The 21,976-nt window shown below is 57.6% G+C and carries 18 protein-coding genes; 4 read left to right on the top strand and 14 right to left on the bottom strand.

What is annotated here, in order from left to right; genetic code table 11:
- Nucleotides 1–5 precede the first annotated feature (5 nt).
- The 3 genes from phnY to ACR0LI_RS17020 all read left to right on the top strand — a co-directional run bounded on the left by phnY (nt 6) and on the right by ACR0LI_RS17020 (nt 4,818).
- Nucleotides 6–1,454 (top strand): phosphonoacetaldehyde dehydrogenase, encoded by a 1,449-nt coding sequence (gene phnY, locus ACR0LI_RS17010; protein WP_171637141.1) that lies wholly within the window; start codon nt 6–8, stop codon nt 1,452–1,454.
- A 106-nt stretch (nt 1,455–1,560) separates the two neighbouring features.
- Nucleotides 1,561–2,913 carry a (R)-1-hydroxy-2-aminoethylphosphonate ammonia-lyase gene (gene pbfA, locus ACR0LI_RS17015; protein ID WP_171118375.1) on the top strand — a complete coding sequence of 451 codons (1,353 nt, stop codon included), beginning with the start codon at nt 1,561–1,563 and terminating at the stop codon, nt 2,911–2,913.
- 240 nt (nt 2,914–3,153) lie between these two features.
- Nucleotides 3,154–4,818, top strand: a complete 1,665-nt coding sequence (locus ACR0LI_RS17020) for a Na/Pi cotransporter family protein (protein ID WP_480718905.1) — start codon at nt 3,154–3,156, stop codon at nt 4,816–4,818.
- A gap of 459 nt (nt 4,819–5,277) precedes the next feature.
- Here the strand turns inward: ACR0LI_RS17020 and ACR0LI_RS17025 are convergent, their stop codons facing one another.
- Entirely contained in the window at nt 5,278–5,745 is a 468-nt protein-coding gene (locus ACR0LI_RS17025) for an Lrp/AsnC family transcriptional regulator (RefSeq protein WP_171118486.1), read from the bottom strand.
- 127 nt (nt 5,746–5,872) lie between these two features.
- Here ACR0LI_RS17025 and ACR0LI_RS17030 point away from each other — a divergent pair, with 127 nt between their 5' ends.
- A complete protein-coding gene (locus ACR0LI_RS17030; protein WP_480718906.1) occupies nt 5,873–9,334 on the top strand; it encodes an indolepyruvate ferredoxin oxidoreductase family protein in 3,462 nt (1,153 codons plus the stop codon).
- Between the two features lie 280 nt (nt 9,335–9,614).
- Here the strand turns inward: ACR0LI_RS17030 and ACR0LI_RS17035 are convergent, their stop codons facing one another.
- The 13 genes from ACR0LI_RS17035 to ACR0LI_RS17095 form a co-directional block, all read right to left on the bottom strand.
- A complete protein-coding gene (locus ACR0LI_RS17035; protein ID WP_209835382.1) occupies nt 9,615–10,310 on the bottom strand; it encodes an RraA family protein in 696 nt (231 codons plus the stop codon).
- On the bottom strand, nt 10,307–11,002 hold the full coding sequence (locus ACR0LI_RS17040) for an alpha/beta fold hydrolase (RefSeq protein WP_171637129.1): 696 nt from the start codon (nt 11,000–11,002) through the stop codon (nt 10,307–10,309). Before ACR0LI_RS17040 ends, ACR0LI_RS17035 begins: the two co-directional genes overlap by 4 nt.
- Nucleotides 10,999–12,123, bottom strand: coding sequence for a cobalamin-independent methionine synthase II family protein (locus ACR0LI_RS17045; protein WP_171118384.1), 1,125 nt, complete (start codon nt 12,121–12,123; stop codon nt 10,999–11,001). The genes ACR0LI_RS17040 and ACR0LI_RS17045 overlap by 4 nt, the downstream gene beginning before the upstream one ends.
- A 10-nt stretch (nt 12,124–12,133) precedes the next feature.
- The gene (locus ACR0LI_RS17050; RefSeq protein ID WP_480488489.1) at nt 12,134–12,736 is read right to left on the bottom strand and encodes a class I SAM-dependent methyltransferase; all 603 of its coding nucleotides are present in this window, start codon (nt 12,734–12,736) and stop codon (nt 12,134–12,136) included.
- On the bottom strand, nt 12,733–13,698 hold the full coding sequence (locus ACR0LI_RS17055) for a cupin domain-containing protein (protein WP_480718907.1): 966 nt from the start codon (nt 13,696–13,698) through the stop codon (nt 12,733–12,735). The genes ACR0LI_RS17050 and ACR0LI_RS17055 overlap by 4 nt, the downstream gene beginning before the upstream one ends.
- Nucleotides 13,699–13,889: 191 nt before the next feature.
- The gene (locus tag ACR0LI_RS17060) at nt 13,890–14,879 is read right to left on the bottom strand and encodes a nuclear transport factor 2 family protein (protein ID WP_480718908.1); all 990 of its coding nucleotides are present in this window, start codon (nt 14,877–14,879) and stop codon (nt 13,890–13,892) included.
- Entirely contained in the window at nt 14,876–15,919 is a 1,044-nt protein-coding gene (locus ACR0LI_RS17065; RefSeq protein WP_480718909.1) for a LacI family DNA-binding transcriptional regulator, read from the bottom strand. The genes ACR0LI_RS17060 and ACR0LI_RS17065 overlap by 4 nt, the downstream gene beginning before the upstream one ends.
- Nucleotides 15,919–16,683 (bottom strand): SDR family NAD(P)-dependent oxidoreductase, encoded by a 765-nt coding sequence (locus ACR0LI_RS17070; protein WP_480718910.1) that lies wholly within the window; start codon nt 16,681–16,683, stop codon nt 15,919–15,921. Before ACR0LI_RS17070 ends, ACR0LI_RS17065 begins: the two co-directional genes overlap by 1 nt.
- A complete protein-coding gene (locus ACR0LI_RS17075) occupies nt 16,683–17,735 on the bottom strand; it encodes an ester cyclase (protein ID WP_480718911.1) in 1,053 nt (350 codons plus the stop codon). The genes ACR0LI_RS17070 and ACR0LI_RS17075 overlap by 1 nt, the downstream gene beginning before the upstream one ends.
- The gene (gene hisD, locus ACR0LI_RS17080) at nt 17,732–19,063 is read right to left on the bottom strand and encodes a histidinol dehydrogenase (protein WP_171170235.1); all 1,332 of its coding nucleotides are present in this window, start codon (nt 19,061–19,063) and stop codon (nt 17,732–17,734) included. The genes ACR0LI_RS17075 and hisD overlap by 4 nt, the downstream gene beginning before the upstream one ends.
- A gap of 11 nt (nt 19,064–19,074) precedes the next feature.
- Nucleotides 19,075–19,605 carry an ester cyclase gene (locus ACR0LI_RS17085; protein WP_171637117.1) on the bottom strand — a complete coding sequence of 177 codons (531 nt, stop codon included), beginning with the start codon at nt 19,603–19,605 and terminating at the stop codon, nt 19,075–19,077.
- 127 nt (nt 19,606–19,732) lie between these two features.
- Nucleotides 19,733–20,887 (bottom strand): carbohydrate ABC transporter permease, encoded by a 1,155-nt coding sequence (locus ACR0LI_RS17090; protein ID WP_171637115.1) that lies wholly within the window; start codon nt 20,885–20,887, stop codon nt 19,733–19,735.
- 1 nt (nt 20,888) lies between these two features.
- Nucleotides 20,889–21,911 (bottom strand): carbohydrate ABC transporter permease, encoded by a 1,023-nt coding sequence (locus tag ACR0LI_RS17095; protein WP_480718912.1) that lies wholly within the window; start codon nt 21,909–21,911, stop codon nt 20,889–20,891.
- Nucleotides 21,912–21,976 lie beyond the last annotated feature (65 nt).

The raw sequence follows: 21,976 nt of genomic DNA on the forward strand, positions 1-21,976 counted from the left end.
AGACCATGTCGAAAATCGAAGTACGCAACGAGGGAATGCGGATCGGCGGCGAAATAGTCTTTACCGATGACACCGTTCCCGTTCTCTACCCGTACACAAACGAGGTTGTGGGTCACGTACCAGCCGGTACAGCCGAACATGCGCGCCGGGCGTTTGAGATCGCGGCGAATTACAAACCCAAGCTGACCCGATACGAGCGCAGCCAGATCCTGCAACGGGCAGGCGAGCTGATCGGCGAAAAGCGCGACTATCTTGCGAAATGGCTGACGCTGGAGTTGGGGATCTGTCACCAGCATGCGATCTACGAAACCAAGCGCGCGCAGGACGTGTATCAATTCGCGGCGGCCGAGGCACTGAAGGATGATGGTGAGATCTTCTCCTGCGACCTGACCCACAATGGCAAGGCCCGCAAGATTTTCACCACCCGAGAACCGGTGAAAGCAATCAGCGCGATCACGCCGTTCAACCACCCGCTGAACATGGTCAGCCACAAGATCGCGCCGTCGATTGCCACCAACAATTGCATGGTTTGCAAACCGACCGAGCTGACGCCGCTGACTGCATTGACACTGGCGGACATTCTCTACGAGGCCGGCTTGCCGCCCGAGATGTTCCAGGTCGTGACAGGTTGGCCCGCCGACATTGGCGACGAAATGATCACCAATGAGCACATCGATATCATCACCTTCACCGGCGGTGTGCCCGTCGGCAAGATGATCGCCGAAAAGGGCGTCTACAAGCGTCAGGCGCTGGAACTTGGCGGCAACGACCCTCTGATCGTTCTGAATGACCTGAGTGAGGCCGATCTGGACAAGGCGGCAGCCATTGCGGTGGCGGGGGCTACCGGAAATTCCGGCCAGCGTTGCACGGCGGTCAAGCGCATTCTCGTGCAGGAAAGTGTGGCCGATACATTCGTGCCGCTGGTTCTTGAAAAGGCCAAGAAGATCAAGTTCGGCGATCCGCAAGACCCGGAAACCGAATTGGGATGCGTGATCCATGACAAGGCCGCCGAAATTTTTGAAAACCGCGTTTTTCAGGCGGAAAAAGAGGGTGCTGAAATTCTGTACCACCCCGGTCGTCAGGGGGCGCTGCTGCCGCCAATCGTCGTCGACAAGGTTCCCCATGACAGCGAGCTGGTGATGGAGGAAACCTTTGGTCCCATCGTGCCGATCGTTCGTGTGCCGGACAACGACGAAGAGGTGATGGCAATTTCAAACGGAACCGAGTTCGGCCTGTCTTCGGGTGTCTGCACCAATGATCTGAACCGGGCGATTGCCTTCATCAACGGGTTGAACGTCGGCACCTGCAACATCTGGGAACAGCCGGGTTACCGCATTGAAATGTCGCCCTTTGGCGGCATCAAGGACAGTGGAAACGGGGTGAAGGAAGGCGTCATCGAAGCGATGAAGTTTTTCACCAACGTCAAAACCTATTCGCTGCCGTGGCCTAACTGAGTCTGTTGCCCTTACTCCTTTTGCGGAAAGGGCAACACAGTTCCTCCCTGGTACTGGCGGGCCTTGCGGGGTCCGCATCTTTTGATGACGGCAAAGAGGAGCGGCGATGCCACAAATTGTCCACACTGAAGGGGAATCAAACACGTCCGAGGCGCGCAAGGCGTGGCTGCAAAAATCGACGGGGCCGAAATCATCGCCATTGCTCAAACGCGATGCGAACGTTTTCCTGCATCAATCTCTGTCCTCACCCTGCGTCAGCACCATTGCAAAGGCCGAAGGGCTCTGGATCGAAGATATCGAGGGCCGCCGGTACATGGATTTCCACGGCAACTCGGTACACCACATCGGGTATGGCCATCCCCGCTTGGTAGCCGCCATAAAGGCACAGCTTGACGATCTGCCCTTTGCGCCCCGCCGCTTTACCAATGATCCGGCGGTGGAGCTGGCTGAAAAACTGGCAGAGATCGTGCCTGGTGATCTGGGCAAAATGCTCTTTACCACTGGCGGATCCGACGCCAACGAGGTTGCCCTCAGGATCGCGCGTGCCGCCACCGGTCGTTTCAAAACAATCAGCTTCTGGGATGCCTTCCATGGCGCGGGTTTCGGCGCCGCAAGTGTCGGCGGAGAGGCGACCTTTCGCAGTCACATTGCGGGGCCCCTTTTGTCCGGTACCGAACATGTCGCCCCTTTTGCCTGCTATCGATGCCCGTACAATCATGCGGGCCCCGAAACCTGCGGGCTGGCTTGTGCGAAAATGGTCGAATATGTCCTCGAGCGCGAAGGAGATGTGGCGGCAGTCATTGCGGAACCGATGCGTGCCGTGCCCTATGTCCCTCCGCCGGGGTTCTGGAAGACGGTGCGCGAGGCATGCAACCGTCACGGGGCGCTGTTGATCATGGATGAAATCCCGACGGGTCTTGGCAAGACGGGCAGGATGTTCGCCTTTGAACATGACGAGATCATCCCGGACATCGTGACACTTGGGAAGGCGCTTGGCGGCGGCATCCTGCCTATTGCCGCCTGTGTCGCCCGTAAGCAACTAGATGTCTGCGGAGATTTTGCCATCGGGCATTACACGCACGAAAAAAACCCGGTCACCGCCCGTGCCGCTTTGACGACAATTCAGATCATCGAAGACGAAGGCCTGGTTCGCCGGTCAGCCGAACTGGGTGAACATGCCATTGGTCGCTTGATGGATGAACTTCAGAACGTTCCGATTGTCGGAGACATCCGGGGAAGGGGCCTGATGTTCGGGATCGAAATCGTCGATGATCGCGCCGACAAAACACCGGGGAACGCGTGCGCCGAACGGATCTATTATGCCTGTCTCGAGGCCGGTCTGAGCTATAAGATCAGCCAGGGGTGCGTTCTGACACTGTCACCGCCGCTGACGATCTCGCGTTTGGAACTGGACCGCGCAATCGATATCGTAATTGCTGCAATCAAGGCCGAGAGTTGACGCCCCTTACCGATCTCGTGTCACAATAGGATCAGGGGCCGCGCCCTTCCGGGGGCCCTTGGCCAAGTTCATAAGTGACGGATGTTCCGTCAAAGCGCGGTCAAGTGCTTGCGGTGAAGCTCACAGGAGTTTACGCCTTGTAGGCCAAAATGGGATGTATCCCTTCCCGATCGCGGCCGGTAACATGAATAATTCAATGCGCCGCGACAAGCTGGGCCAAAAAGAATAACGGGGTAGAGTATGGCAATTGTCAGCTTCCTTATCAGCCTTGCCGGGGCGACGATGCTGCTGCTTTACGCGGTTCGTATGGTGCGAACCGGGATCGAGCGCAGCTATGGGGCGTCTTTCCAGCGGGTAATGACCCAACAACGCAGCTACCTTCAGGCCTCGGTGGTTGGGTTGACGATGGCGGTCGTGTTGCAAAGCTCGGCGGCTGTTGCTCTGTTGACCTCGGGGTTTGCGGCCAGTGGAATGCTCAGTTTTCCTGCCGGCCTTGCGATTGTGCTTGGCGGCGATCTGGGGTCGGCGCTGATCATCCAGATTCTTTCGTTCCGGCTGGACTGGCTTGTTCCGATGCTGTTGGCGGTTGGGGGGTATCTGTTCGTAAAGACCGACGCCAAAAAAACCCGGCAAATGGGGCGCATCCTGATGGGCGTGGCCTTTATCCTGATCTCGCTTCGGTTCCTTCGCGAGGCAATGGATCCCATTCGGGACAGCGCGTTTCTGCCCGCGGTGGCGGATTATCTGGCGCGCGATTATATCACCGCGTTTCTGGTCGGGGGCGCCTTGGCTTTCATCATGCATTCTTCGGTGGCGGCCATCCTCATGTGTGTCACCCTTGTGCAGATCGGAGCGATCCCGTTCGCCGCCGGGATGTCTTTGGTGTTTGGCGCGAATTTCGGCTCTGCCTTCATTCCGGTCTGGCTCACCCGCGCCATGCCAGTCCAGGCCCGGCGCATTCCATATGCCAACCTGGCATTGCGTGGCAGTTGGGCTTTGGTGAGTTTGTTTGCCGCCAACATGGCTTTGCGGACCGGGTTGTTAGGAGACCCGCAAGGCGGGCAGATGCTGGTCAATGTGCATGTTTTGTTCAACCTGTCACTGCTGCTTCTGGCCTTGCCATTTTGCGGGAGATTGAATGTTCTGTTCGAAAGGTTTTTGCCGGATCAGAAGAAGGAACTGGTTCCACAACCGGCACGACCGGCCAGCGCATTGGACATTGGCAATGTGGCAAATCCCAGCCAGGCCCTGCCAAGCCTCAAACGTGAGCTGCTGCGGATGAGCGACCTAGTCGAAACCATGTTCCGGCCTTGCCTGGAATTGTATCGCAGTGGCGACAAACAACAGATTCGAGCGGTACAGGCCATCGACGAGGACGTGAACAATTGCCTGTCCGGGATCAGGGCATTCGTTTCGGCGATTCCACCGGATGTATATGAAAAAAAAGATGAAAAATCCGCACGCGACCTGATGGAATTCGCTATCCGGCTGGAGACGGCCGGTGATGTCGTGGCCAAGCGCTTGACCGTGTTGGCGGGTGAAATGCGGGCCAAAGGCTCGAGTTTCTCGCAGGAAGGCTGGTCGGAACTTGTTCAGATGCACGAGGGCATTCTGGCCAACATGAAGCTGGCATCAAACGTGCTTATTTCAGACGATCTGGAAAGCGCGCGCCTGCTGAGCCTTGAGAAGACCGAAATCAAACGGGTGGAACGTGAAAGCCGAAAACGACATCTGCGCCGATTGCAGCACGGGTCACGGGAAAGCTTCGAAACCAGTGATATTCATCTTGAGACGTTGCGGGCGTTCCGGGAGTTCAACAGCCATATCGCATCTATTGCTTACCCGGTGCTGTACCAGAATGGCCAGCTCCTCGAGACGCGGCTGATCGACGAAATTGCGAAATAGTCGTAAGGTTCTCTGATAAAAATCTGAAAAAGCAAAGGAACGATGCTACACTCGGGATGACGGCAGCGAACAGGAGCCGGACTCGATGCAAGCACGGGAAAAGAAAACAGGAAAATCGAAACGCGAAGCAAAAAAATGGCTTCAGTTTCGAAATTCGCTTTTGCGGCTGTTCGGCGTCGATGGAAGCTTCCGCCCAGAGGGCGGCGCAGAAGGCGGAATCCAAAAGGTTGCGGTCGAAAAGGCAACCACGTTTTACCTGCCTTGAAGCTGAATTGCGCGACGGTTTTTGGGGGCGCTCCCAGACCTGATGCGTGAAAAATTCTATGAACATCAATTCCGTGGAGTTTGGCGGGCCAAATCGTAGCTTGGGAACGGGTTCGAGTGGATCTTTCGCTTGGTGCGTTCAAAGCTTTGCAACAAAGCCGATACCAGCCGGAAAGCCCCACCCGGGAACCGATCTCAACAGGAAGGAATGGGCAGGGCGTTGCTGCGTTTGATTTCGCGCAGAACGACATTTGTTTGCGCGCTTTCCACCGCCGGCAGGCGAAACAGGAATTCTTCAAGAAAAACGTTGTAAGCCCCGATATCCTTGCAGATCACCCGCATGTGGTAATCTGCCTGCCCGGTCGTTGCGTAGCATTCCATGACTTCCGGGCGCTTCTCGATCGCGGCAATGAAGCGTTCAAGATGTTCCGGATTGTGCCGGGTCAGATGAACATGCACCAGGGCCTGAAACGAAAGCCCGGCGTGTTCAGGCGACAATTCGGCACGGTACTGCGAAATCAGGCCGGCCTCTTCAAACACACGGACTCGACGCCAGCAAGCAGAGGATGACATGCCCACCCGTTCAGCAAGGTCAGCGTTTGAGATGCGACAGTCCTTTTGAAGCAGCGCGAGAAGTTGGCAGTCACGTGAGTCGAGAAGCATCCGGGAAAAATACCGCAAATTGCGACAAAAGAAGAGAGGATTTTTCAAGAATACCCGGAAATGACGGGAAGGTTGAACATATTTCTCAAAAGATTCCGGTAAAATGCCCAGAAAAGGCGAGGTGTCCATGACTGACCAGTCCCTGAAATTCGATACTTACGCCCTGTCGGACCGATACAAAGCCTCAAAGGGTCGAGTTTTCCTGACGGGAACGCAAGCTCTGGTGCGCATCATGTTAGACCAGGCCCGCAGGGACGCAGCAGCAGGAAACAACACGGCCGGGTTCATTTCCGGATATCGGGGGTCTCCTCTTGGTGGGTTGGATCTGGAGCTGTGGCGAGCGAAAGAGGAAACCGAGGCGGCCAGGATCACATTCATGCCGGCCGTAAACGAAGACCTCGGCGCAACAGCGGTTCTTGGTGCCCAGCAGGCCTCGCTTGATCCCGATTGTGAGGTCGAGGGCGTGTTTTCGATGTGGTACGGGAAGGGCCCCGGAGTTGACCGTTCAGGGGACGCGTTGCGCCATGGCAATGCCTATGGCTCGTCGCCGAAGGGCGGGGTACTGGTTGTCGCGGGTGACGATCATGGCTGCGTGTCTTCTTCAATGCCGCATCAGTCCGACGTCGCCTTCATGACCTGGTTCATGCCAACGCTGAACCCGGCCAACGTGGCTGAATACCTGGAGTTCGGTGAATACGGGATCGCGCTGAGCCGATACTCGGGCACCTGGGTCGGGTTCAAGGCGATTTCGGAAACCGTGGAAAGCGGGCAATCCGTGCGGTTGAAGCCGGACCGTAAATTTACCTTGCCGGAAATAGATCTGCCGCCGGGCGGCTTGCACGTGCGCAGCGCCGATTTGCCAAGCCCGGCCATCGAGACGCGGATCGAACACAAGTTGCGGGCAGTCGAGGCTTTTGTCGAGGCGAACCCGATCGACCGGCGCATCTATGACATCAAGGATGCCCCATTCGGGATTGTCACAACGGGCAAAAGCCATCTGGACCTGATGGAAGTGCTGCGCCTTCTGGGGCTCGACGAAAGCGGATGCCGCCGTTTGGGCATCGACATCTACAAGGTCGGGATGGTTTGGCCTTTGGCGCGGCGCGATGCGCTGTCTTTCGTCCGTGGTAAAAAAGAGGTGCTGGTCGTCGAGGAAAAACGCGGGATCATCGAAAGCCAGTTCAAGGAATATTTCTATGACTGGCCGGGGGACAAACCCGAAAAGATGGTCGGAAAACACCGCGCAGCGGGCGATCCGTTGATTCCCTGGACCGGAGAGTTGAGCCCGTTGAACCTGATCCCAGTCGTTGCAGAGCGACTCGACCGTTTTTTCCCGGAAGAGAGTTTCCTTGAAAAGGCGAAGGCGCTGACGGACGAACCGCCATCCGTTCTGAATGTTCCGGGTGCGGTCAGGGCTCCGTATTTTTGCTCGGGTTGTCCCCACAACACATCCACCAAAGTCCCCGATGGAAGCATGGCTGCGTCAGGCATCGGCTGTCACGTGATGGCAAGTTGGATGAACCGCAACACGGTCGGTTATGCGCAGATGGGTGGGGAAGGTGTGCCGCATGTTGTTGCCTCGAAATTCAATGGCAACAAACATATCTTTCAAAACCTTGGCGAGGGCACTTGGTATCATTCCGGGTCGCTTGCCATTCGCCAGGCCGTGGCGGCGGGTACGAACATCACCTACAAGATCCTTTACAATGACGCAGTGGCAATGACGGGGGGGCAGCCTGTTGATGGCCCTATCAGCGTTTCCGGGATCGCCCAGTCCTGTCGCGCAGAAGGTGTGGACCGGATCGCGTTGGTTTCAGACGACATTACGAAATTCAATTCCAGCGATTTTCCGGCACGAACGAGCTTTCACCCCCGGGAAGAGATGGATGCGGTGCAGCGTGAGTTGCGTGACATCCAAGGTGTGACGGTTTTAATCTACGAGCAGACCTGCGCCACCGAGAAACGTCGTCGCCGCAAGCGTGGCAAAACAGAAGACCCCAAGCGGTTTGCTTTCATCAACCCCGCGGTGTGCGAAGGCTGCGGCGATTGCTCGGTCGAGAGCAACTGTCTGAGTATTGAACCATTGGAAACCCCATTGGGCCGCAAGCGAAAGGTCAACCTGAACTCGTGCAACAAGGACTTTTCCTGCCTGAACGGGTTTTGCCCCAGTTTCATTACGGTGGAAGGGGCGGTGCGGCGAAAGGAACCCAGGCAGAAACTGGATATCCCGTCGCTTCTTGCCAAGGTTCCCGACCCGCAGCTTCCTGACCTGCACGCGCCGTACGATCTTTTGGTCGGTGGGGTCGGCGGCACCGGTGTCGTAACGGTGGGCGCCGTTCTGACGATGGCGGCGCATTTGGAAGGCAAAGGCGCCAGCGTGCTGGATTTCACCGGGTTCGCCCAGAAATTCGGTACGGTTGTCGGCTATGTTCGCATTGCCCGCACGCCCGAAGAAATCAATCAGGTCCGAATTGAGGCCAATAGCGCCGACGCCGTCATCGGGTGTGACGTGGTCGTGTCTTCGGCGCCCAAAGCCTCGGTTCACTATCGCAAGGGCACAAAGGTCGTACTGAACCGTGCGGAAATGCCAACAGGCGACCTTGTTTTGCACCGCGATGCCCAGCTCAAGGTCGACGAAAGAGAAGCATTGATACGCCGGACCGTTGGCGCAGAAAATGTCTTCGCGTTGGATGCAAACCAGTTGGCTGTGGATTTGCTGGGGGATTCGGTCTTTGCCAATACCTTGCTGTTTGGTGTCGCGTGGCAGCTGGGGAACATTCCAATCAGTGAGGTTGCAATCAAACAGGCGATCAAGCTCAATGGAACCGCGATCGAGGCCAACATAATGGCCTTTGATCTGGGGCGGGTGATCGCTGCAAACCCGCAGATGCTGAATGCGAGGGAAAAGAGCTTTTCGCAAGAAACATCGCAGCAGATAATCGATTACCGGTCCGATGAATTGGCGACCTATCACGATGACGGTTATGCGCAAAAGTACCGGGATCGCCTGGCCCGTCTGTCCGCAGCACTGCCTGACCAGATACGCGAGGAAGCGCTTTCGCTTGCGGCAAAATCCCTGTTTCGCCTCATGGCAATCAAGGACGAATACGAGGTTGCTCGGTTGCTGACATCGCAACAATTCGAGAAACAACTGCGGTCCGAGTTCGAAGGGGATTTTCGGATCAAATACCACCTCGCGCCACCGGTTCTGAGCGGTCGCAAGGATGAACGCGGGCGACCGCGCAAGCGAAGCTTTGGTGGTTGGATGACCCCCGTTCTGAGGCTCCTTTCGCGTGCACGCAGGCTTCGCGGCGGCTGGCTTGATCCATTCCGGTTTTCAAGGGACCGCAAGCTTGAAAACGAAACCCTGGCCTGGTTTCTGGCTGTCTTGGATCGCATTGAAAAAGTCAGCCCCGAGCTGGAGGCGGAAACCTGCCTGAAAATCCTGTCAGCCCCGCTGGATATCCGCGGTTTTGGCCCGGTGCGCGAAGCGGCAACACAAGCCGTACGTGCAGATGTAGATGCCATGCTGAACGTGATCGGAGAACAGCGAAGGGATGCGCAGGGCGCCGCTTTTCACAAGGTTTGATTGTTCTTTCCGGAACCTGTCTGGAAACGCGGATTGTACACGGGGCTGAACGGATCTGAACCCCCTTACACTCCGGTGTAATGGACTTCTATCTGAAACGGTCCGGTTTGCGTTCGGGCGTCACCAGCAGCGGCGCGACGCGGCCACCGGACAGACGGATGTGGGTAACACTTCGTCACGGGCATTGCGTTGGCAGAGGCCGTCTTGCTCTGGGTTGACGAGCAAGGGACTTGTAAGTGCTTTTCACCCAGCCGGCTTTCATTGTTTCCGACCCCTGCGATCAGACCCTTGCTTTTTCAAAGGCGGCCCAGGCGGTTTCGAATGCTTCGAAATCAAACGCGGGCTCGCGGGCTGCGTCCAGAACAATACGTTCTGTCGCCAAAAGTTTTTGGATGGCACCTTCCAATTGATCAACGACATCATTCGGTATGACCAATGCACCATGACGATCGGCGTGAACCAGATCACCGGGGTCAACTGTCAGACCAAAAATCGAAACCTGAGTGTCAATCTCGCGGACGTGGACGAAACCATGGCTCGGGCCGATGGAACCAGCGACAACCGGGAACCCTGAAGGCAAATCCCCGAGATCCCGCATGACACCGTTGGTCAGAGCGCCAGACATGCCGAAACCCTTGTGAACCGTCGTATTGATCTCACCCCAATATGCGCCGATGCAATCGGGATAATCCAGATCCTCGATCACGGCGATTGAAGGGCCGGGTGCCTCGGCCATGTACCTGTAATAGGCCATACGTCGGGCTTTGATGACTTCGGGCGGCTCGGTCGGGGGATTGACCGCAGCAATTTTGGCGGTGCGCGCATAGCCGACGATGGCACGCCCTTCGGGGGCCGAGCTTAGCATGGTGCCACGTGTGAACCTGTCGAACCCGCGCCTGCCCTGTGCCACCTCGATGGCATTGCAGACAGTTGGCGTATCGACTTTGCGAAGCAAAGACAAAAGGGACGGTGTCATGTGTCCTCCAGCCAGCGGGACAGCGCCGCTGTTGTTTTTTCAGGTTGTTCCAATGTCGGGAGATGGCCCGCGTCGCCGATGATCTCAAGCGCGCTTCGTGGCAACAGGTCATGCATAAGTCGGTGGCGTTCAACTGGGCAAAGCCGGTCTTCATGCCCGCACAAAACCAGAGCCCTTCCGGCATAGGCCGTCAGTGTCTCGCTTTGGTCCGGTCGGTTCATAAGTGCCTTGGACTGACGTATGAAAACGTCTGGGCCCAGGTCGGTGGCCATTGCCATGCACAGATCCAGGATCGCCCCCCGGTTCGGTCCGTCAGCCAGATACCCGGGCTTCATCTCGTCACGCATCACGGTCCTCAGCTGACCCTTGCGAACGGCGGACATCTGCGGCGTACGACGCGCTTTTACCTCTGGCTTTTCCGCCAGTGGATTAGTGTCAAGCAAGGCCAGACGCGAAACACGTTCGGGGGCTTGGCGCGTGACCTCCATCGCCACGATACCCCCCATGGACAGCCCGGCCAGCGCGAAGACCGGCGGCGCATTTCCAAGGATATCCTGGGCCATGGCCTCTATGCTGTCGTGATGAGACAACGGAAAGGTCATTACGGGCATTCTGCCCGACAGAGCATTGATCTGGGGGCCAAAAAGCCGGGCATCACACATCATGCCCGGCAACAAGATCAGAGGTTTCATGCCGAAGCCAGCTTTGCCCCTTCGGACAACGCCGCCAGTTTGGCATAGGCGATCTGGGGATCGACGGCGCCAAAACCCGCAAAAGTGCCAAAGCCGCAATCGCTGCCCGCGATCACCCGGTCCGGTCCCACGATTTCCGTGAACCGGTCAATCCGTTGGGCCACAAGTTCGGGATGTTCGACGAAATTGGTCGTGGTATCGACCACGCCGGGCACCAGAACCTTGTCATCGGGAATCTCGGCCTTGCGGTCCCGGAAGACAGTCCATTCATGGGCATGCCGCGGATTGGACGTTTCGAACAGGACATAGCGCGACTTGGTTGCCATCAGGGTGCTGAAGACCTTGTCCATGGCGATGTCGCAGCAATGAGGGCCTTCGTAGTTGCCCCAGCAAATATGTACCCGTACCCGATCCTGCGGGACGTTCTGAAGCGCGTGGTTCAGGGCCTCGACATGCATGTCGGCAATCTTGATGAACGCCTCATCCGACAGGTCGGTGAACAGCATGTGGCGTGACAGGGCAAGATCGGGGCAATCCAGCTGCAGGTCCAACCCGGCGGCGACGATGGTTTCGTATTCGTCCTTCATCGCGTCGGCCAACGCTGCCAGATAAGCCTCACGCGTCGGGTAGAAATCATTCTGCAAAAACAACGAGATCACTCCGGGAGACGCGGCATTCATGAAGCCGCGCTCGGCCCCGTGTCGAGCCATGGCCGCCTTGAGATTGGCGATGTCCTTTTGCAACTCGCCTTGCCCTTTTGATCGCACCTCACCCGTGCACATCGGCCTTGCGTATTGTGGCGTACCGCCGTCATCGGCCAGTCTTTGCAGAAAGCCGGGGAACATCTTCAAGTCTGCCGGCGCGTTACGAGGGCTGTCGCCCGAAAACCCGGTGTAGCGATCTTTGACATAGGTCGCATAGGAGATTTTCGAAGTTTCGCCGTCGCTGACGATATCAACACCGGCTTCGACCTGTTTGCGCACCGTTTCGGCCACGGCGTTGGCCATGCAGGTATCAAAGGCGCCTGTGTCATAAGGTTCGCCGTTTTCGCGGGCAAAAATAAAATCCACGACGTCCTGCGTTCGGGGCAGAGAGCCAACATGTGTTGTTTTTACGGTCATGGGGACCTCCTTAAATTTTTCGTGCCATCAGGATCGTGTGGCTTTGGGCTTCTGGGTCTTCGGCCAGGTATCCGGTCATTTGCAGCCCGTTTTTCTCAAGACACCCGGCGTAACCGGCCGGGGACAGCGACGCGTGGTAGACAAGCTCTGATCCCACTGTGCCGCTGACCTCTCCGGCACGAGGTCCGACGGTCAGCATGAGCATTCCGTTGGGTCGCAAATGGCGCGCCATCCGGGCGATACAGTCTTTCTGCTCGTCCGCCGTAAGGTGGAAAAAGCTGTTCCAGGCAATGATGCCGTCGAACTGCTGATCCAGTTCAAAATTCCGCATATCCGCGTTGCGCCAGTCGCCATCGGGCCAACGGTCGCGGGCTATGGCAAGCATGGCGTCGGAAAAATCGATACCCGTGACGTCAAACCCTTCGGCCATGAACCAACGGGCAATCGGGTCGCCCGAGCCACAGCCCAGGTCCAATACGCGGTCACCCGGCTTCAGGCTGGCCGTGAAGCGCGCCAACCAGCGCGCTTCGAACAGGGCCTTGGAACGGCGCCTGTCATACTCGGTCGCCTGCCGTTCATAAACGGCGTGGGTGTCATTCGGGTCCGCGTTCATCCTGTCCAGGTCGCTCCTGCCGGGTCATCGGTTGCGGTGATCCGGTACAGGCCCGCCTGTCCGGTCATCGAAGGCTGAACACCATAGGTTTCGCCAGGAAGAACCAAGGTCGTGTCGCCTACCGAGATCGTGGTCTCGTACCCGTCGATCGAAACACGCCAGTGACCGCTGGCCGGCATCAGAACCACTGGTTTCTCGGCAGCGATCGGTTGGGTCACTGCGGATCCGCGCCCCAGAAAATCGACCTCGAATCCGGGTTTGTCCTTGATCAACGCGTTTTCGCCAATCACCTTTGCGGGCTTATTGGCCGACAACGCCATCAGATCCCAATACCGCGCAACGTATTTGCCGACCACATCCTCGACAGGAACTTCGGGATAGCTTTTCAGCTGTTTTTCGGTCAGCACAGGCATCGGGCGGACATTGTGGGGCAGTTCCTGGCCCAGTTTGGAGTCGTACAGAACGCCATTGTCGCCCAGCATCAGACCGTGTGCCTGCGCATCTTCGATCACCTGAGGAGCCCAGGTGACGCCGCCACCCGCATCGTCTCCGCCCAGGATCGACATGATCATTCCGTAATCCTGGCCGACATTCTCAAAGCCCCGGAAAATACCCGTTGGAATGTTGAAGATGTCTCCTTCCTCGGCGATGAATTCCCCGGCCGTACCATAGCGGCCCCAGAAAAACCGCCAACGACCCTTGGCAACGAAAAAGACCTCGGCGGTGGTGTGGCTGTGCAGTGAGTTGCGGCATTTCGGCGGCTGCCCTGCCGCTCCGATGTTGAAGCCGATCTTGTCCGTGATGTGGACATGCTGGTCCGGAGATTCCGAGACGCCGCCGCCGATTATCGTGAAGTTCTCTTTCTGATCGCTGCCGGGAGTATGGGCATCGATAAAAGCGGTTTTACAGGGTTGAAGCTCGCCATAGCGGACGATGCGGGAAGGGATGGATGATTTTGTCATGACGTACGATCCGATTCAGCGTTTTTGGAAAGAAAGCTCGTGTGCCCAAGTAGGACAGGCCCTTACTTTCCGGGCGGGCGCAGGTTCAGTCGCCGCGCCCTCAGGCTTTGACGGTACATATGGAAAAGCCGAACGGTCCGGGGCTCGGACAGACCGCCCGACAGGATGCGATATGAGACCGGGCGGCCCACTCAGACCTCGCCGTTCTGCAACAGGATCTGCTTCCAGACCGAGGTTTCATCGAACAGGGTGTATTCACGGCGCAACTGCGGCTGCCCCGCAACAAGTGCGCCGAATTCAGCGTGGCTGATCCCGAGGACATAAACCTGCGCACCAGTCGGCGCGCCAAACACGCCCCAGCCGTCATGCTTGCCCCAAAGGCTCCAGCGAATTGCCGCACGCGGAGGCATATCAGGGTCATCTCGCCCGATCTGATGCTCGATCTTGAATTCCGCATTTGGAAAACTCGCCCGCAGTCCCATCCAGAAGCGGTCGATGGCCTGCCAGCCATGCCCGGTTACACCACCCACATATTCTGACTGAACAGCGCGGTCATATTCTGAACCGATCACGCCCATATCTGCGTTCATGATCCGCGTCAGAATGTCGGCGTAGCGCTGCCCCCATTCATTGTCATTCCCATGGCCTTTGTATGGTCCAGGCTGATCAATTTCGGGTGTCAGAGGTTTGACGCAGTTCTCTTTGCAGCCTTCCCGGGCAATCAGATCAGCGGCGTATTCCTTAGGGTCCCAGCCCATCTGGCGCACAATCGCGCCCTGATCGCGGATCAGCCATTCATCGTTGATCTGATTGTCGATGGCGTGACAATCCGCAAGAATCCGGTAACGCAGCTTGGTGCCGGTGGGCTTGCCATAGACACCCTCGGCCAAATGCGTGGCCGTTGAAATGATCCGATGAGAGCTCAACATGCCCTCTTCCGGTGTGCCGGACCAGATCACGTCTTCGCCTAGCAGCTGCCGGTCCGGAAACTCGGCCAGCGTTGCCATGGTAGCGCCGATCACATTCTGATTGCCCAACACCACCGAACCGGGTGAGCGTACCACAATGTCTTCGCTGTAATACTCATGCAGCGTGGCGATACCCCGATCTTCCCAGATCTCTTTGGTGATACCGATGATATAGTCGGGGAAATCCCGGAACTTGGGATCGAAACCTTTCATGAATTCATCCTTTGAGGTGTCCAGCCTTTGGGCAGACGTGCCGATGTGCGCACGATCAGCGGCCCATCAATGGCGACTTTGCGTGCCGAAGCAGCTGTCGGGTTTTCGATATGATCCAGCAGGGCATCAACGGTCTCAGCAACCATCAAATTTGCCCGCTGGCGAATGGTCGTAAGGTTGTAGGCAAGCCATCCGGCCTGAGGGACGTCATCGTAACCAACGACAGACACGTCTTCGGGCACGCGCAATCCCAACTCGAACCGAATGACGTCCATGACCGCAAGCGCCATGTGATCATTGGCGACAAACACGGCGTCAGGTCGTTTCTGCGGTTCGACATCAAACATCCGGCGGGCAGCTAAACGCGCTTTCTCGGTGTGAAAATCTCCGATGTCGTGCGCATACAATTCCTGGCCCGCATCGTTGAGCGCGGCGCGGAATCCGGCCTCGCGGTCCCGCTGGGTTGAGGCACCCGGCCAACCGGCAATGTAGGCGATATGACTGTGCCCGGCGGTGATCAGAAATTCCGCAACTTTGCGACCACCGGCATAGTTGTCAGAAGTAACAGATGTGATCCCGTCGAGGTCCTGGCTGCGGTTGAACAAAACCACCGGCACACCCGCCTGCTGGCACCGGGTGGCAATGTCTGAAGACATCGCAACGGATGCCAGAACGACGCCATCGACTTGATAATCAAGGATTTCCTCCATCACATCGTCTATGTTTCCAGCGGTTCTGGAGGCCATGAAAATCAGAACGTGATAGCCCTGTTCCTGCAAGGCATTGGACAGTTTCTCGAGCGCCTCGGGGTAGAAGTAATTGTCCAGATAGGCGACCACCAAACCGATGATCCTGCTTTTGCCGGACACCATCGCGCGTGCCAGCACGTTGGGGCGATAGCCCAGTTCAGACGCAGCCTTGCGCACTTTTTCTTCGGTCTTTTTGCTGACCGAGGCACCGGGCGTGAAGACGCGGCTAACGGCAGACTGGCTAACGCCGGCCAATTGGGCAACCTGGAGGGATGTTACTTTCTCAGCCATCAGTCTGCCGTCCAACCTCCGTCAATCAACATTGAGGTGCCGGTAACCAGTGCCGAGGCGTCCGAGGCGATGTAGCGTACCGCGCCCATGATGTCTTCGACTTCGCCCACGCGATCCAGTTTGATCTTCTCCATGATCCACGCGGCACGTTCAGGATTGTCGAATGTGGACTGGGTCAACGGCGTTCGGATGAAAGTCGGACAGACCGTATTGATCCGAATGCCCTGTTTGCCCCATTCGATGGCCATGGATTTGACCATGCCTTCCAACCCATGCTTGGTCGCGCAATAAAGCGCCCGATCAACCCCGCCAACATGCCCCATCTGGCTGGATATATGGATGATCGAACCCGGCTTTCCTGCCTTGATCAAAGCGCGGGCGGCGTAGGCCGACAAGAAGTAGGCCGAACGCAAATTGACGTCGGTGACAACATCAAAGTCATCGGGTGTTGTCTCGATAGCCGGGCTGTGGCGCGCCACGCCCGCCGAATTCACCACGATATCGAAGGCGCGGTGATCGAAAAGCTGTTTCAGGGCGTCCAAATCACCCTGATCCATCACAAGCGCTTCGGCTGACCATCCCTTCTCTTTCAGAGCGGAAACTGTCTCATTCAACCGATCCGCTCCTCTGGCCGCGCAAACTACATGTGCACCCGCCTCGGCCAGCGCTACCGCGCATCCTTGCCCGATACCAGAGGAGGCTCCGGTCACAAGGGCGGTTTTTCCACTCAGAGAAAATGAAGGGGTGCGCGGCAGTTTAGTCATCAGCTCATTCCATCCGGTATTTCAATACGACCCATATTTCGGGCTTTATTGAATTCACGCAGACGGGCAAAGACGTCAACGTCAAGCTGACGGTACGCATCCAGCAAATCAACGAGCACCCAGTTTTCCCGGATCCTGCCGTTTTCCAAACGCCAGAAATCGAGGCTGCGCATGGTGATCTTCTTGCCTGACGGAGCGATGCCCATCCAACCATCGTCTGTGACGGTCTGGATCATGTTGGGCCAGCCCGTCACAGCTGCATATTCCCCGTCACCGAAGAAGTGATAGGTGATGTCGTCCACGAACTGCCCGCGATCCGGCATACCGTTCAGGAACGGGATCTGATGCCAGTTGCGGAACCCCGCAAACCCGCGCCCGGTGCCGATGCCCGAAGGACCGTACCAGTTCATGCGCGGGTGCCAGAACCGTTCCATCTCCATCACTTCGGGGCCGCCTTGAGACGGGTGTTTCTTGAGATGATCAAGCATGTCGATGATATGCTGGCAGGTCTGTTTGCCTTTGGCTTCATCATAAGGGCCGGGGACAAACCCGTCCTGGGTGGCGGGGCCGGGGACGTGCCATTCTCGGCCCAGACTTGGCGCCATCGGCCAGGCATTCGCCTGCATCATGACTTCGGGGATGTCCCACAGGGCCTGCATCTCGACGATCTTGCCGTATTCGAAGCGGTAGAATTCATGAAACCGCATCGTGACCTGATGACCCGTCGGCGGGATGTCCAGCCAGGGGCCGGTGAAAACACCGGTGTAATAGCCGCCACACCCGACCCAATCTGCGCCGAACTCATCCGGGCCGGCCATGACGATATAGTCCCGCCGTTCAAGATCGGGCCAGGCCGCCAGCAAGTCTTTGTAGCCAGTGTCATAGAAAACACCACTACCGACGCTGTCCCCAAAGGGATGACACAGACGGAACACGGCATCCGGTGACGTGACCTCCGCCAAAGCCCGGCGTACGCCGGCCTCATCGAAATCGTACATCGCAGCCCTGAGCGGTTCGATCAGGGCCTTGTGATGTGTGTGTTTGTCACTCATTCAGCAGCGTCCCGGTAAGGGGCGGGCGCACCGTAGGGCACATTGATTCCGCCATATCGGCGCACGCGAACGTTGCACTGTTCCGCGTGGCCAACGAACCCTTCGAGCATGCACAGGCGCGAGCCATACTCGCCGATCAGCGTCGCGGCCTCATCCGTCAGAACTTTTTGATAGCTGTGCGTCTTCAGGTATTTACCAACCCAAAGACCACCCGTGTAACGCCCGGCCTTCTTGGTGGGCAGCGTGTGGTTTGTGCCAATCACCTTGTCCCCGTTCGAAACATTGGTGCGCGGCCCAAGGAACAACGCCCCATAGCAGGTCATGTTCTCAAGGAACCAGTCGTCGCGGTCAGTCATCACCTGCACATGTTCCGAGGCAATGTCATCGGCAACCTGCAACATCTCGTCATAGGTGTCGCAAACGATCACCTCACCATATTCGTCCCACGACACCTTCGCGGTATCCGCGGTTGGCAGGATGCCCAGCAGCCGGTCGACCTCGGCCAGGGTGTCATTGGCCAGATTGCGTGAGTTGGTCAGCAGAACGCAGGGGCTGTTGTATCCATGCTCGGCCTGCCCCAGCAGATCGGTTGCGCACAGCTCCGCATCTGCGGCGGTCTCGTCGGCAATGACCATCGTTTCGGTCGGCCCTGCAAAAAGATCGATCCCGACACGACCGAACAACTGACGTTTGGCTTCCGCGACAAAGGCGTTTCCGGGGCCAACAAGCATGTGAACCGGATCGATTGTTTCGGTGCCCAATGCCATGGCCCCGATGGCCTGAATGCCGCCCATGACATAGATCTCATGCGCGCCACCCAAGTGCATGGCGGCAATTACCGCTGCATTGGGTTTGCCCTGAAACGGGGGCGTGCAGGCGATGATGCGCGGAACACCGGCGACCGAAGCGGTCGCCACCGACATATGCGCCGAGGCGACCATCGGGAATTTGCCGCCCGGAACATAGCAACCCACGGATTGCACCGGGATGTTCTTATGCCCCAGGATGACACCGGGCAGGGTTTCGACCTCGATGTCCAGCATTGAATCCCGCTGCGCCTGCGCAAAGTTGCGCACCTGTTCCTGCGCGAATTTGATATCGGCCAGCTCACGATCGGACAATTGCCCGATCAGGTCATCAATTTCCTGCTGGCTCAGGCGGAACGAGGCAGGTGAGTAGTTGTCGAACTTCTCACTCAACTCTCGCACCGCGGCATCCCCACGGGTTTCGATGTCTTTCAGCGTCGCTTCAACCACGGCGCGGGTCTTGGCATCATCTTCCGCCCGATCCGCATCGGATTTGCCGCGTTTAAGATACTCGATTGCCATCTTTCCAATCCTCAGTTTTCCGGCCGTGGCGGAGTCTTCTCGCCGCGGTCAAATGCTTCCCAGCCTTCGCCGTTGAACAGGTCCACGCCCAGCTGAGCCGCAACGTGGGCAAAGTCGACATTCACCCAGTTGTCGACAATTTTGCCGTCGACCACTTTCCAGAAGTCCATGTACCTGATTTCGACACGCTTGCCTGTGGGGGCAATGCCCAGAAATTCGCCGGAATGCGTGGCTTCCTGGCGGCCGAAGGCGGCGGCCCATTCACCCATGTAAAGGCGCGCTTCGTCAACGCAGACCTTATCCGAAAACGCGGCTTGAAACGGGCGCTGCCAGTTATCCTGAAATTCCTGCAGGCCGGTCTTGGTGCCGCAGCCCTGATTGCCCATCCAGCGAAAACCTTCGGCGAAGAATTCACCGATGTCATCAATGCGGTGATCATTCAGACCATCAACCATCGTTTCGATCACGCGGCGCGTGTCTTCCGTCTTGCTCATGTCCGTTTCGCGGGTCAGAACCGCTTGTTCGGGACGGGAACCTTTCATTTTTCTATCCTTTGAGGTTGCCGAAGGGAGGGATTGGGACGTGCGGCCCCAATGCTCAGAAAGTCCCTCGGCATCCTGTTCAGCGCCGGGTGGCGCGACATGGCGTTATGTCGGGCGTTCTTGCTCATCAGCCTTTCACTGCCCCGGCTGTCAGACCGCTGACAATCTGGCGCTGGAAAATCAGCACAAGGAAGATCAGAGGCGCGGTGATCGACACGGCAGCGGCAACCGCAACGACCTGATCGGTTGTCGTCGTCTCGCGATTGAACATGCCGACGATGGCGGGAACCATGGTCTGGTTCTGCGCATCAAGCAGCAGCGCGGTGACCAGAAAATCGTTGTACGCCAGCAAGAAGCTGAACAGCCCCGTGGTGATCACACCTGGCCACATCACCGGCATGATGACACGGCGGAAGGCCTGAAAGTGGCTACACCCATCCACGCGGGCGGCCTCATCCAGCTCGGCCGGGATGTTCTGGAAGAACGAGCGCAACATCCAGATCGTGAAGGGTTGATTGATCGCAACCAGAACAGCGATCACCGCAAAAGGCTTGCCGTACAAGGTTGGTGCGTTCTCACCCAAGATTGGGCTGAGCCATTCGGCCGAGTTGATGAACACCGGCAGATAGCCTGCTACCAGAACCGAATGGGGCAATGCCCGAAACACCAGTGCGACGATCAGGATCCAGAAGGCCAAAGTTGATCCTGACCGCGCCAGACCGTAGCCCGCCAATGTGCCCACGGTCAGCGACACCGTCACCACGCCCGTCGTTACGATCAGCGAGTTCTTGAAGTTGTTTGAAAAGCCCCGGTCGATCCAGACGGTTTTGTAATGCTCGGTCGTCAGACCAAGCACATCCCGTCCCAGTGGGCCAAACAGCGGGTTCAACACGTTCAGGATTGCAGGCAGGACCACGAAGAACACCAGCAGGAAACCCACCAGCAAGACCAGAACACCGATCAGCCAGCCGAACCATTCCTGACCGGGCTTGGTGTAGGACTTTATCATCGATGGCAGTGTTTTGGTGGCAGCGAAGATCGTGCCCCAGATAACCGCGATGCCCAGAATGATATCCAGCAGCGACAAGCCCTTTCCGACGCTCAGCGTGGCCGGCCCGAAGATCACGTTCAGCGCGTTGCTGTCGAACGCATCGACGGGTGACTTGAAGCTCATGACCACGATCCAGAAGATCGGAAAGGCCGCGATCAGGCACCAGAGCGCAAGGAAGATGTTCGAGGTCAACCGCAGGCTGAAGGGCTGGCGAAGCGCACGCGAGGACATGTCAGTGACCTCCTTTATGGTCGCGCCACGTACGGCGCAGCGGCAGGATAAGCAGGATGACGACACCGATCATGGTCAGCATCGAGTTGGCGGACGCCCGGCTGATCGACCGGTTGCCGGCCTGATCAGGCGTCAGATAATCGAAGGTCAGCCACTGTAGCGAGATGACGTAGCCCTGGCTCGAAAAACCAACGATCTCTTCGAACACGCGGTAGCTGTCCATCAGGTGGATCATCGACACGAAAATGATCAGCGGCATCAGGTGTGGAATGACGATGTATTTCAGGCGCTGCCAACGGGTCGCACCGTCAATCACGGCACTTTCAAGACTGTCCTGATTGACCGTTTGCAGCCCGGCGTAGAAGACGATTGCGGCAAAGGGTGCCACGTGCCAGACGCGGTAGAGCATCATCAGTATTTCGATGGTCCAGGCTTGGGCGAACAGGGCGATGTCCCGGTTCAGCCACCATTCCATCATTGCGGTCAGGATGCCGTCGCCCCGGAACAGCCAGTTGATCGACAGTACTCCGATCACCGGTGTGATGATGAAGGGCAGCAGGGACACAAAGATCACCGGGCCGCGGATGGACCGCGCCGCGTTGTTGATCAGTATTGCGATCCCAAGCCCGCACCCGACCACAAGCGGCAGAGTGATCAATGTGAAGGTCAGGGTGAACCGAAGCGCCTTCCAGAAGTTGATCGTAGACAGCACATGCCAACTGCCGTCGCTTATGGCGCGCCATGCGCGTTCAGGCTCCATTACGTTGCGATAGCTTTGCAAGCCGACATATTGGGTTTGGGTAATGACCTCGCCATGTTCGTCGAGCTTTGGCTGCGAAACCATCTCGGTCACGCAGGTCTGCGTCAGGAAACCGGGCGTGCAGGTTTCCTTTTCGACCGTCTCATAGATCGGCTGTGTCACGTAAAAACTCTGCTTGAACACGCTGACCAGAGGAAACGCGATAAAGAGAAGCATCATAAAGACAGAGGGGCCGACAAATGCGGCAAATGTCCGGAAATTCATGGCTCTGCCTTTCTCATGACTCTCGAGGGGAAGGGGCGGGAGGGCCGTAGCCCTCCCACGGGAGG

The organism is Ruegeria sp. CL7 (genome assembly GCF_056536445.1).

Excerpts from the sequence above, each read along its gene's own strand:
- ACR0LI_RS17070 (WP_480718910.1), bottom strand. The coding sequence starts at position 16,683 with ATGACTAAACTGCCGCGCACCCCTTCATTTTCTCTGAGTGGAAAAACC.
- ACR0LI_RS17075 (WP_480718911.1), bottom strand. The coding sequence starts at position 17,735 with ATGAGTGACAAACACACACATCACAAGGCCCTGATCGAACCGCTCAGG.
- ACR0LI_RS17060 (WP_480718908.1), bottom strand. The coding sequence starts at position 14,879 with ATGAAAGGTTTCGATCCCAAGTTCCGGGATTTCCCCGACTATATCATC.
- ACR0LI_RS17095 (WP_480718912.1), bottom strand. The coding sequence starts at position 21,911 with ATGAATTTCCGGACATTTGCCGCATTTGTCGGCCCCTCTGTCTTTATG.
- ACR0LI_RS17065 (WP_480718909.1), bottom strand. The coding sequence starts at position 15,919 with ATGGCTGAGAAAGTAACATCCCTCCAGGTTGCCCAATTGGCCGGCGTT.
- phnY (WP_171637141.1), top strand. The coding sequence starts at position 6 with ATGTCGAAAATCGAAGTACGCAACGAGGGAATGCGGATCGGCGGCGAA.
- ACR0LI_RS17030 (WP_480718906.1), top strand. The coding sequence starts at position 5,873 with ATGACTGACCAGTCCCTGAAATTCGATACTTACGCCCTGTCGGACCGA.
- ACR0LI_RS17090 (WP_171637115.1), bottom strand. The coding sequence starts at position 20,887 with ATGTCCTCGCGTGCGCTTCGCCAGCCCTTCAGCCTGCGGTTGACCTCG.
- ACR0LI_RS17045 (WP_171118384.1), bottom strand. The coding sequence starts at position 12,123 with ATGACCGTAAAAACAACACATGTTGGCTCTCTGCCCCGAACGCAGGAC.
- ACR0LI_RS17025 (WP_171118486.1), bottom strand. The coding sequence starts at position 5,745 with ATGCTTCTCGACTCACGTGACTGCCAACTTCTCGCGCTGCTTCAAAAG.
- ACR0LI_RS17085 (WP_171637117.1), bottom strand. The coding sequence starts at position 19,605 with ATGAAAGGTTCCCGTCCCGAACAAGCGGTTCTGACCCGCGAAACGGAC.
- ACR0LI_RS17035 (WP_209835382.1), bottom strand. The coding sequence starts at position 10,310 with ATGACACCGTCCCTTTTGTCTTTGCTTCGCAAAGTCGATACGCCAACT.
- ACR0LI_RS17040 (WP_171637129.1), bottom strand. The coding sequence starts at position 11,002 with ATGAAACCTCTGATCTTGTTGCCGGGCATGATGTGTGATGCCCGGCTT.
- ACR0LI_RS17050 (WP_480488489.1), bottom strand. The coding sequence starts at position 12,736 with ATGAACGCGGACCCGAATGACACCCACGCCGTTTATGAACGGCAGGCG.
- ACR0LI_RS17055 (WP_480718907.1), bottom strand. The coding sequence starts at position 13,698 with ATGACAAAATCATCCATCCCTTCCCGCATCGTCCGCTATGGCGAGCTT.
- pbfA (WP_171118375.1), top strand. The coding sequence starts at position 1,561 with ATGCCACAAATTGTCCACACTGAAGGGGAATCAAACACGTCCGAGGCG.
- ACR0LI_RS17020 (WP_480718905.1), top strand. The coding sequence starts at position 3,154 with ATGGCAATTGTCAGCTTCCTTATCAGCCTTGCCGGGGCGACGATGCTG.
- hisD (WP_171170235.1), bottom strand. The coding sequence starts at position 19,063 with ATGGCAATCGAGTATCTTAAACGCGGCAAATCCGATGCGGATCGGGCG.